Source organism: Bacillus sp. FSL K6-6540, assembly GCF_038007545.1.
The window spans coordinates 5,099,456-5,110,776 of sequence record NZ_JBBOXH010000001.1 but is presented as its reverse complement, the minus strand read 5'-3'; the positions used below and the strand labels follow the sequence as shown (position 1 = coordinate 5,110,776).

The window sequence follows — 11,321 nt, the reverse complement described above, 5'->3', positions numbered from 1 at the left end:
TATTGATGGCAAATCGTGATGTGCGTCTTGCGCTTTGGTCAGGTACTAATTTTTCCGTTCGTCGGATTCTATTCAGACGAGGAGGCGTTGCGGTTCGTGACCTCGGAGCATTTCGGTTTAACAACGTTCTTTCGAGTTTTCGGCTCCGGAATGTGGTGCAGCGTTCTGAAGTAACGCTTGTGTTGTTCTCGGGAATCAACTTTCAGGGGTCGTTCCGTGTGTTCAGAGGAAGCCAAAACGTAGCGAACCTGGAAAACTTTAATTTCAACAACGTGACATCTTCGTTCATTGTGGTAGGTCGCAACCTTACGGACGCAGAAATTACCCAAATTCAAAGCACTGCCAGACCGCCTCAAGACATCCTCGTCATAAGACAGTAAGATAAGCAATTTTGCAAAAAAAAGCAGAGCACAAATAAAAAACGGCTCATCCCTTAATAGGGGATGGGTCGCTTTTTATTTTTTCAGATAACAACGGCCTTGACAACGGAAAGCGGCATGATATGATATTACCGACAGACAGTCGGTCTAGAAAAGGAGGGGGAAGCATGCGAATCGTAAAAAAAGCGGAGGAACGCAAGAATGAAATCCTTGACGCAGCGGATGCGCTATTCGGTCAGAAGGGCTTTGACGGCACAAGTACCAACGATATTCTCGAAAAGGTCGGCATTGCGCGCGGAACTTTGTATCATCACTTCAAGTCGAAGGAGGATATCATGGATGCGCTGATTGACCGCTATACCGTCCGATTGTTGGATCGGGCACAGGCCATTGCCTTAGACAAGAGCATACCGGTAATTGAGCGCATCATCCGCGTTGTGATGTCGCTGAACATAAGCGGCGATGGAGAGAGCAGCAAGGAAATCATGGAGCATATTCACAAGCCTCAGAATGCGCTCATGCATCAAAAGATACATAAGGTCATTATTAACGGTGTTCCGCCGATCCTGACGGACATCATCCGCGAAGGTATCGAGCAGGGGCTGTTCAGCACGCCGTTCCCGTATGAATGCATGGAAATGGTAGTGATCTATGCGAATACCGTTTTTGATGAAGATCTGGTAACGATGACGGACGAGGAGCGAGGGCAGCGAGTTCTGGCCTTTGTTTGCAACGTCGAGAGGCTGCTCGGCGCAGAAAGCGGAAGCCTGATGGAGGTTATGGGGATGTTTGGTGGAGGAGATGAAAGCGGACAAGCATGAATCAGCGCAGGAAAGCTCATCAGCAGGGGCGACGGCAGAGAAGCAGTCCTTTCTCCTCTTCATCTTAGGAAAGCTGTTATGGTAGAGATCGGTTAAAATGCTTGAACACAGGGGGGCCTTATGTATTTCAGAATCATCCGAAGGGATATATCCAAAAGCAAATGGATCACGTTGATGACCATGATCTTCGTTGCGGCAGCAGCGATGCTGGTTTCGCTCGCGGCCGTGCTCATTTTAAATTTATCCGGAGCGGTACATACACTCATGACGCAAGCCAAAACTCCGCATTTTATGCAAATGCATTCGGGTGACATCGATACTGCGCGGCTTGCAGCCTTTGCCAAGCAGCAAGGCAATGTCGAAGATTTTCAAGTGACAGAATTTCTCAACATGGACGGCGCACGGATTACGTTAGGAGAGCACACGCTTGCGAATAGCGTCCAAGATAACGGATTCAGCATACAGAGCAAGAAATTCGACTATCTGCTTGATTTGGACGGGAACATCATTCACGCAGACGACGGCGAGTTATATGTTCCCATAAATTATATGAGAGACAATATGGCAAGGGTCGGCGATGTTGCGGTGATCAGCGGGAAGGCATTTACCGTTGCCGGATTCCTCCGCGATTCGCAGATGAATTCCACGCTGTCCGCCTCCAAGCGTTTTCTGGTCAGTGACAAGGATTACGCGGAGATCAAAAACTCGGGCAGTACGGAATATTTAATTGAGTTCAGACTAAGGGATTTGTCGGAGCTAGGCGCATTCGAAGCAGATTATGCTTCCGCGGGTCTTGAAGCGAACGGACCTACGGTTACCTATAAGCTGTTCCAAATGATGAACGCCCTTTCCGACGGGATGATGATCGGCGTTATCCTTCTCGTTAGCATTCTTGTCGTAGCGATATCTCTGATGTGCATACGCTTTACCCTCTTAGCCAAAATCGAAGAAGATTACCGTGAAATCGGCGTCATGAAGGCGATAGGGCTGCGTGTTTCCGATATGAAAAAGATCTATCTCGCGAAATATGCTGCGATTACCGCGGCAGGCAGTATTCTCGGCTTTGCGCTTTCGGTGCCTTTCAAAGGATTGCTTCTTGAGAACATACGTCTCTATATGGGAGAAAGCAGCCATTCTTCTTATGCCTTGCCGTTCGGACTCATCGGCATACTGCTTGTCTTCCTGACGATCATCGCCTATGTAAGCAGAGTTCTGAATCGCTTTCGGACCATATCGGCTTCAGAAGCGATACGCTTTGGCACTTCACCCGAGAAAAACACGGGCGCCGGACGCTTTAATCTGAGCGGAAACAGGCTGTTTAGCACCAATATTTTTCTCGGGATCAAAGACGTTCTCGCCAGGAAAAGACTTTACGCTACAAGCCTGACGGTAATCGTGATCTCGGCATTTATCATGATCGTACCGCAGAACCTGCACAACACGATCTCGTCCAAAAGCTTTATTCAATATATGGGCATCGGAAGCTACGACATGCGGGTTGACATTCAGCAGACCGAGCAAATGTCGGAAAAAACGGCCGAGATTCTACATACGATGAACAACGACCCTGCCATTACAAAGACAGCCGTCCTTACAACCAAAACATTCAAAATCAAAACGGGAGACGGGACGGAGGAAAATATCAAAATCGAGCTTGGGGACCATACGGTGTTCCCTATAGCATATGCCAAGGGCAAAGCACCCGCAGAAGACGAAATTGCGCTTTCGGCGATAAACGCCGATGAGTTGGGCAAAAAGATCGGCGATATCATCACGGTGGTGATCGAGGGGAAGGCGAAAGCCCTCACGGTAAGCGGAATCTACTCCGACATTACCAACGGCGGCAAAACCGCAAAGGCTGTATTCACCGACGATACGGCGGACACGATGTGGAGCATCGTCTGCGCTGAGCTATCCGATCAAACGCTTGTCCATGAGAAGGTCTCCGCCTATGCGGAGAGGTTCGATTATGCAAAGATCTCGGACATTGACGACTTTGTATCGCAAACGTTCGGCTCGACCATTAGCTCCGTCAAAACGGCCTCCAACGCTGCCGTTACGGTTGCGCTGATGATAGCGGTTCTCGTTACCTTGCTGTTTATGAAAATGCTGGTTGCCAAGGACCGGCATGCGATTGCCGTCATGAAAGCCTTTGGCTTTACGAACTCGGATATGAAGGTGCAGTATGTCTCGCGTTCGGTATTTGTCCTGATTGTCGGCATCATGGTTGGAACGCTTCTGGCCAACACGGTCGGTGAGATGCTTGCAGGTGCCGCAATTTCCTCGTTTGGAGCGTCGACATTTCATTTTGCGATCGATCCGCTTTCGGCGTATCTGTTCAGCCCCATGTTGATGATCGGCGCGGTGCTGATCGCAACCGTGATCGGCGTTTCTGGCGCGGGACGAATCAAAATATCCGAACATATGAAGGAGTAACCTATGAAGAAGTTGATTATCTGCGATGATATCGTAAAATCTTTCGGCGAAGGTGATGACCAGCGCCGTGTTCTGGATGGCGTGTCCGCCTACATTCACGAGGGCGAGTTCGTTTCGGTTATGGGGCCGTCGGGTTCGGGAAAATCAACGTTCATGTTTGCATTGAGCGGGACGGATGGCGTGAATGGCGGAACGGTCTTTTTTGACGGCAAGGATTTATCGGCAGCCTCGGAGAATGAGCTTTCAGATATACGGAGGACCCATATGGGGTTTGTCTTCCAGCAGCCAACGATGCTGAAAAACCTCAATATCCTCGATAATATCATTCTTCCATCCATGCGGGACCAACGAAAAAACGTTGCATCCATAACAAAAAAAGCAAGAACTCTTATGAACAGGGTGGGAATCGCAGAGCTGGAAAAGCGAGACATCACTCAGGTTTCGGGAGGACAGCTTCAGCGTGCGGGAATCTGCCGGGCGCTGATGAACAGCCCGAGAATCATTTTTGGCGATGAGCCTACGGGCGCGCTCAACTCCAAATCCGCGCAGGAAATCATGGACATTTTCTCCGAAATCAACGCGGAAGGCACGGCGGTCATGCTTGTAACACATGACGCTAACGTGGCGGCCCGGACGGAGCGCATTATGTTTATGCGCGACGGGAACATGGTCAGTGAACTCAAGCTTCCCAAGTACGACGGAACGGATATGGATCGCAGGGTTGAGAATGTGAGGGCGAAAATGCTGGAGATCGGAATATAATGTATAATGATGGAAAAACAAAAAATGCTTCAAACGAATTCTTCACTTGATCAGTCATTGAAATGATAGATAAAACATGGAAATGGCGGTGTTAATCGATGTTCGAACAGTCAAAGCATTTGGTTGCAGTTTCAGCTTTAGTGAAGAATAGAGACGGACATGTGCTGATGGTTCGGACGCATTTGCGTTCGGATACGTGGGAACTGCCCGGAGGCTTCGTTGATGCCGGGGAGCCGCCAGATCAAGCGGTGTGCCGGGAGTTTCTGGAGGAGACGGGCGTGGTTATACGCCCTTTAGGCATTTCAGGAGTCTACTACAATGAGAGGCTGCACGTGTTGTCCGTCGTTTTTCATGCGGAATACGTCAGCGGAGAAATAACCATTCAACCAGAAGAAATTGTGGAAGCGAAATTCGTAGACTTGGTAGATTCCAACCTGGATGAATACATAAAAAGGCCCCACATTCAATCGCGCACGCTGGACGCCATCCGTGCAGAGCGTTCGGTCCCTTATGAGACTTGGGATTTGAACCCGCCTCAGTATAAGCTGCTGTCCAGATTGGACGGAAAACCGCTGAATGCCATAACGGCATTTTTACTCACGGGGAAGCCGAGGATGGGCAAAACGACCCTGATCAAGAAACTCATACATCTCGTCGGCCCTGATCTTTGCGGCGGTTTTTATACGGAGGAAATAACGAATGCAGGCGATCGAATCGGTTTCAGATGCGTGGCTGTTGATGGAGAAAGCGTAGAGATTGCAAATGTGGAAAGTCCCAGCCATGTTCGAGTTGGCAGGTACGGCGTAGATGTTGAGAAATTCGAGGATTTTGCTATTCATAAACTACGGGAAGCCTTATCCTCCAAGAAAATCATCGTCATTGACGAACTGGGATTTATGCAAATGCTGTCCGCCTCTTTTCAAAGCATGGTACAAGAGATTATTAGTGATCGCCGGATTGTTCTAGGAACGATACCCGTCGAGAGTCGCCCTGAAATAGATACAATTAAATATCGGAAGGAAGTCGGCATTGTCAGCTTGAACGAATTCAATCGTGATGTGATGCCGGAAGTGGTGATGAAGGATATTTTGAGGGCATTGGAGGATGGAGGGACATGCGGATAGAGGATATCTTCTCGGATCTGCCAACGTTAGAAACAGGCCGAACGATTTTAAGAAAATTAAGAAGCGAGGACGAGCCAGATATCTTTCGTTACGGATCGGATGATGAGGTATCGAGATATACCTCCTGGCCGACGCATCAAACGATGGCAGATACCCGCCATTATCTAAACAAGGTGCTGCAAAAATACGACCATCATGCCGTGGCCCCGTGGGGGATCGTGGACAAAGAAACCGGAAGGGTCATCGGAACTTCAGGATTTATGGCTTGGAACGTTCATCATGCCAAAGCAGAACTGGGATATGCCTTGTCCAAGGATTATTGGAATCGTGGTTACATGACCGAAGTGATCAGGACCATCATCTCTTATGGATTTGAAGTAATGAAGCTGGTTAGAATCGAAGCCAGCTGTCTGCCGTCAAACCTAGGATCAGCCAGAGTGATGGAAAAGGCCGGCATGACCTTTGAGGGAATCATAAGACAGTCGATATTCGTGAAAGGCAAACATGAAGATCTGAAATTATATTCCATTGTCGTGGATGACTACCGGAATCAGAACCAGATCCGTTAACGGGGCTTGGCCGGATAACGGTCATCGCAATAATCCCTTGGTGCATGCACGAAGGGATTTTTACATGAATGGTCGACAATCTGGAACGATTACTTCGCGGATATCCCGGCATACATGTTCCGGTACACGGCCGGGGTGAGGTTCTCGAATCTTTTGAATGTTTTGATGAAATAGCCCGTGTCGCAGAAGCCAAGATCATCGCTCACTTGATGGATCGGCGAATCGGTGGATTCCAGCAGCTGCTTGGCCCATTCAATCTTAAGCCGGGCGATGAAGACGGAGAAATTCTCCCCGGTCTCTTTCGTAAAGATACGGCTGAAATAGCTAGGGCTGATATGGCACAGCTTGGCCATCTCCTTCAGGCTGAAATTTTCATGCTTGTGCGCAAAAATGTAGTCAAACGCGGGCTGAAGCACCGGATTCGAAGAAGCAAACCGCCCAGCGCCATTCTTCAATTTGGTGTCGATCAGCGCTCCTGACAGCTCCTGCTGGATGGATTGAATGCTGCGGACCGCGCGATCGGACTCCCTCAGCGTTTCAACCGACACTGGCGCGTCCATGTTAGACAGCCCCGTACGGACGGGGACTCACCTAGTCGCACCAAAGCCCGTCGGCCACATGATGACCTTGCCGCGGGATTACGGCAGCATCGAAGAAATAAATTAAGGTAATTCTGTTGGAACTCACGGAATTGGACTGCCAACGCTGCAGAACCCTTGGTGTCATAGGGAATGTTGTTTCGGCCGGGTGTATGGGAGCGGAATTTGATCGCCCCACCCCTTTTCCAGACAAATGAAGATGGAGGACCCATCTAACAACACCATGCAAGTATACCGCTGGACTGCAAGCTCCTGGAAGAGCATTGATGGCTTGCCGATCCGGCGGGTGCATTAGCTTGACTAACAAAATTAGGAGAAGATGAAAATGTTGGTAGGTGATTAATCGCCTACTAACATTTTTTTAAGAGGTTACAAAGTATAGTCTGTCCATAATTTGTGGATTTACTTCCCAATAAAACTGATAACTACTGACCCTCAGCAACCCATCTAAATTATACTTAATCTCGCCTCGAGCCCCCAGTCTTCAGCAATTTTTTTACGATTTACGTAACTTTCATGAAGAAAATAGTGTTATTACTATTGACTGGGAAAAATCATCAAACTCAGGAGGTTGAATGAAATGAGATATAAAAAATTTTCACTCTTAGTTCTTTCTTCGTTACTTGTTTTTGGAGGTACAATATATGCTGCAGATTCTATAAATAAAAAAGAAAGGGAAGTAGAACCTCTCCCTCTAATTGAATTGGATAACGTACCCGTTGGTGCTAAGGAGCAGTTGAACTTTGCATCCAATATTAATATAAAAGAGAAAATGCTTAATTCTGTCGATTACTTTACGAATGCGTCTGGGATTTATTCAGTTGTTATCGATCACATCCAGGTTAATGAAACTATTGAATTTGAAGTAGAGCAATCCCCTGTTAAAAAGAGTAAAGTAACTACAATCAATCATAATACAGAGGAAGTTTCTCATCATAAATTCGAGGAAGAAAAAATTCAAATCTTTGATGAAAACTACTTGGTTGATGAGGTGAACACCGATCAAATTTCAATCGGCAAACCTATTGGAGAACGGCATTTAACGACGTCAAGTGGTGAGAACATCTACGTTTATCGAAATGATCCAGCATTTTCTGGACCAGCTCAAGATTACTTACTTCCACAAGCTTATGCATTCTGGTTAAATGATGATATAAATAATTATGAAATTATTGGAACAGAAAAATACTTAGAGAGAGAAGTAACTATTATCAAAGGAATCCATGAACCCGATATGGCTGAAAAGCATAATGCAATTAATTTCGAACTTTGGGTTGATAATAACTCTGGAATACTTTTGAAGCTTATAGAGAAGAACGAAAATGGTGAAGTTACCAACCTAATACAAGCTGAAGAAATTTTTATCCAATAAGTATTTGTGACCCATTAGAAGGCGCTATGAAGAAGGGCGCTCTCTCATGGGTCACTTTAGATTCGTCGTTCCATAGTACAAGATAATGGCGATCTTCAGAATTATTAAAGTATTGATAGTGAGCCTGTGTTGACATGTCCTGTATCTTTCTTCAATTGAAGAGTAAATAAAACGAGTGAATAGGATATGAAAATGAAGCGGCACTTACAAGTGACAGGCTAGAAAACACACCTAGTCTTAGAAGAAAGGGAGCAGATAACTGCATATACGGATCAGCGATACTGCACTCAGGTGAAGCAGGAAGTGTTTGAGTTAATTCGAAAAGAAGCTTAAAAAGGTTGTTGTATACAAACGAAGTTGCATGTAAGAACTTGGTAATTATTAAAGCCGCCCTTATGGTCGAAATTAAAAGGTTGGGCTGACTTTTCTATTTTTTGAGTAGTCAGCTCATTAATACAATTATTTACTCAAATTTACAGATTTCTATGATAAAATAATTGCATAAGCAATTGGGATTGTGACTAAAGGAGAGAAGTTTACGTGAAAGGCTTTAGGCTAGATAAGCGAAAATCAGAAAATAGGGATGCTGGCACTCAGTTTAATTTACGGGTTAATATATTCTTTTTCAGTACTTTTATTATATTTTGCGTCGTTATCATTCGGTTAGCAGTTCTACAGTTTGTTGAAGGTCCCGAACTTAAGGAACAGGAAACTGGCATACAAAGTAAAAATTTCCCTTTGCAGCCTATACGTGGGACGATTTTTGACGCCTCTGAGACTCCAATAGCCTATTCGACTTCCTCACAAGCTCTTTACGTTACGCTGCTGAAGGATTACAGCTCCTCGGAGAAAGGGTTACAGAATCGACCGGAAATCGAAAAAATCGTCACAGAAATGGTTGAAGTGTTTGATCGGTTTGGTGATGAGGGTGCTAAGAATCTAACATATGATGAGGTGATTGAATTACTTGATCTGGAGTTTAACAAGCAACCAGGATTTGAACCGAGACGGATCAAATCGGACCTATCTACCAAAGAAGTGGCTTATTTTATGGAGCGAAAATCAAAATATCCCGGAGTAGAGGTAGTTGAGGAAAGCCAGCGGCAATACAATCCGGATCAGGTGGCGGTACAAGCAATCGGATACTTGAAGGACTTTCGAGGTGCGAAGGATGAGAACAAATATAAGGAAATTGATGAACAAAACAAAACACAGAAGGATCCAGGTCTTCTTTATACAGAACGTGAAAAGGTCGGAATTTATGGACTTGAAATGATGTTTCAAGATGAGCTACGGGGAAAGAGCGGTTACATAGAGATTCCAATTAATCCGCAGAATATGGCTGATGGAGTACCGACTATGATGCCACCGAAGAAAGGCTACAACGTATACTCTACAATTCATAAAGATATTCAGCTTGCTGCGCAGCAAGCCATTATTGATCAATTGAAATGGTTGCATGCGAATCCTGTATCTGGAAAACTCCATCAGGATGCGTTAACCGGTTATGCGGTAGCGATGGAAGTAGATACGGGGAATATCGTGGCGATGGCTAGTATGCCGGATTATGATCCTAATGTGTGGGAGAATGGTACGGATGATTGGGAAACTGTCTTGAAACATTATGGAAATGGAACAATATCCCCGTACAGTTCGGGACGATCCGGCAACAATTTGGAATCAACTGTGCTGCTCGGCTCAACCATAAAACCACTTAGTGTGTTGATTGGTCTAAATGAAAAGCTGTTTGGTATTAACGACTATTATTCAGACCAAGGCGAGGCTTATTTTGGAAAGGATAATTCTAGGGTTCAGAATTCTGGAAACAAAGCATTTGGATCTATTAACCCTAGAAAAGCTATTGAGAATTCTTCAAATGCGTTTATGGTCGATTGGATTGGTGAGAGACTATATAACAAATATGGTTCTGAGTCCGTTGAAGTTTGGGATAAGTACATGAAAGCTTTTGGGCTAGGAGTTCCGACTGAATCTGGATTGCCTAAAGAGCATAAAGGAATTATTGAGTACGACAATATTGAACAAGCAGGCTCCTATTTAGCCGCCATGGCCTATGCTTCCTTTGGTCAGTCAGGTAAGTATACGACCTTACAGTTGGCTCAGTATGCATCAACATTAGCCAATCGCGGTGAGCGTATCAAACCTCAAATGGCTATTCGAATCGAAGACCAGAATGGTAATGTCATTAAGGAATTTGAGAGGGAAGTATTGAACAAGGTTGAATTTCCGGATCAATACTGGAATGAGATCATAGCTGGGATGAATACACAGGGTTTGCGAGCGTTTGATGATTTTAAATATGACCTAGCAAGGAAAACAGGAACCTCAGAGCAGGATATCTATATTAATGGTAAACGTAACAGATTGGAGAACGGGGTTTTTATTGCCTTTGCTCCTCGCCAAAATCCGAAATTGGCTGTGGCTGTCGTCATACCAGAGGCCGGTTTCGGTTCCCAGAGTGCTGCACCAGTAGCTCGCAAGATTTTTGATGCTTATGATGAGGTATACGGCCTCGACGGAACTCCTCATCCAAAGCAGCAAAATAATGAGAAGGCCGAAAATTAGATTAATGAATAATTAATACATGGTAGTCTCTGGCCACACAGAGATGGCTTTTCTAATCATAGAATTGTAAAAAAGCTATTTGTATCATTGAGAATAAAATGGATGAACTATTAGTCTTATGTTAACCGGTAATTTTTCAGGCATAAGTAGAGAGCGGAAGAACTTCTGACTTGGCATTTACAGCAGGTCATTTAAGTTGGTAATTATTTTTAAGGCTAGTAGAGGAAAGGACTATAGTCAGATAATGTATGTTGCTATTATTAGGTACGAAATCTATAGCTTATTAGAACTCTGTGGACCGAGGCTTAGAAGGAAAAAAACCATCCTGGCACCTCCACTAATTTTTTTTCGTCAGTCGCCTACTTCTTGAGTGAGGAGGAGATGCTAGTTGACTCTAAAGAGACACTCTTTTACACAAATTAAGGGACATTATTTTAATGTGATTTATATGTTGCCCCAGAAAGCAACTCATTGATCCTTATTGATAAGACCTTCCTTTTTCGATCGCCACATCGCTTTTCCTGTAGCAATGGAGTATGCCCCTGTTTTAGAACCGGCAAGGATATTGTAACCCCTGGTGTAGTCCGGACCTCCAAACAGGTCGTTTAAGCATTAATGGTAATAATGATAAACCTAATCTTGAACAATAATCTAGAACAGTACGCGGCAGCGAAG

Annotated in this window: 9 protein-coding genes; 8 read left to right on the top strand and 1 reads right to left on the bottom strand. The window is 45.2% G+C overall.

Translation table 11 applies throughout. The annotated features are described in order from the left end of the window. Nucleotides 1–5: 5 nt before the first annotated feature. The 6 genes from MHH82_RS22685 to MHH82_RS22655 all read left to right on the top strand — a co-directional run bounded on the left by MHH82_RS22685 (nt 6) and on the right by MHH82_RS22655 (nt 6,092). Nucleotides 6–380, top strand: a complete 375-nt coding sequence (locus MHH82_RS22685; protein ID WP_015736597.1) for a hypothetical protein — start codon at nt 6–8, stop codon at nt 378–380. Nucleotides 381–547: 167 nt separating this feature from the next. Then, nucleotides 548–1,201, top strand: a complete 654-nt coding sequence (locus MHH82_RS22680; RefSeq protein ID WP_340967924.1) for a TetR/AcrR family transcriptional regulator — start codon at nt 548–550, stop codon at nt 1,199–1,201. Nucleotides 1,202–1,321: 120 nt separating this feature from the next. After that, nucleotides 1,322–3,637, top strand: a complete 2,316-nt coding sequence (locus MHH82_RS22675; RefSeq protein WP_340967923.1) for an ABC transporter permease — start codon at nt 1,322–1,324, stop codon at nt 3,635–3,637. 3 nt (nt 3,638–3,640) lie between these two features. Further along, a complete protein-coding gene (locus tag MHH82_RS22670; RefSeq protein WP_015736594.1) occupies nt 3,641–4,399 on the top strand; it encodes an ABC transporter ATP-binding protein in 759 nt (252 codons plus the stop codon). Between the two features lie 98 nt (nt 4,400–4,497). Continuing rightward, on the top strand, nt 4,498–5,523 hold the full coding sequence (locus MHH82_RS41690; RefSeq protein ID WP_015736593.1) for a nucleoside-triphosphatase: 1,026 nt from the start codon (nt 4,498–4,500) through the stop codon (nt 5,521–5,523). Further along, nucleotides 5,514–6,092 (top strand): GNAT family N-acetyltransferase, encoded by a 579-nt coding sequence (locus MHH82_RS22655; protein WP_340967922.1) that lies wholly within the window; start codon nt 5,514–5,516, stop codon nt 6,090–6,092. The genes MHH82_RS41690 and MHH82_RS22655 overlap by 10 nt, the downstream gene beginning before the upstream one ends. 89 nt (nt 6,093–6,181) lie before the next feature. Here MHH82_RS22655 and MHH82_RS22650 read toward each other — a convergent pair whose 3' ends face one another. After that, the gene (locus tag MHH82_RS22650) at nt 6,182–6,652 is read right to left on the bottom strand and encodes a helix-turn-helix domain-containing protein (RefSeq protein WP_315971961.1); all 471 of its coding nucleotides are present in this window, start codon (nt 6,650–6,652) and stop codon (nt 6,182–6,184) included. Nucleotides 6,653–7,271: 619 nt separating this feature from the next. Here MHH82_RS22650 and MHH82_RS22645 point away from each other — a divergent pair. Continuing rightward, a complete protein-coding gene (locus tag MHH82_RS22645; RefSeq protein ID WP_015736590.1) occupies nt 7,272–8,063 on the top strand; it encodes a hypothetical protein in 792 nt (263 codons plus the stop codon). 540 nt (nt 8,064–8,603) lie between these two features. Beyond that, a complete protein-coding gene (locus MHH82_RS22640) occupies nt 8,604–10,646 on the top strand; it encodes a peptidoglycan D,D-transpeptidase FtsI family protein (RefSeq protein ID WP_015736589.1) in 2,043 nt (680 codons plus the stop codon). Nucleotides 10,647–11,321: the final 675 nt, after the last annotated feature.

Coding starts and splice junctions, on each gene's coding strand:
- MHH82_RS22685 (WP_015736597.1), top strand. CDS start 6: ATGGCAAATCGTGATGTGCGTCTTGCGCTTTGGTCAGGTACTAATTTT.
- MHH82_RS22680 (WP_340967924.1), top strand. CDS start 548: ATGCGAATCGTAAAAAAAGCGGAGGAACGCAAGAATGAAATCCTTGAC.
- MHH82_RS22675 (WP_340967923.1), top strand. CDS start 1,322: ATGTATTTCAGAATCATCCGAAGGGATATATCCAAAAGCAAATGGATC.
- MHH82_RS22670 (WP_015736594.1), top strand. CDS start 3,641: ATGAAGAAGTTGATTATCTGCGATGATATCGTAAAATCTTTCGGCGAA.
- MHH82_RS41690 (WP_015736593.1), top strand. CDS start 4,498: ATGTTCGAACAGTCAAAGCATTTGGTTGCAGTTTCAGCTTTAGTGAAG.
- MHH82_RS22655 (WP_340967922.1), top strand. CDS start 5,514: ATGCGGATAGAGGATATCTTCTCGGATCTGCCAACGTTAGAAACAGGC.
- MHH82_RS22650 (WP_315971961.1), bottom strand. CDS start 6,652: ATGGACGCGCCAGTGTCGGTTGAAACGCTGAGGGAGTCCGATCGCGCG.
- MHH82_RS22645 (WP_015736590.1), top strand. CDS start 7,272: ATGAGATATAAAAAATTTTCACTCTTAGTTCTTTCTTCGTTACTTGTT.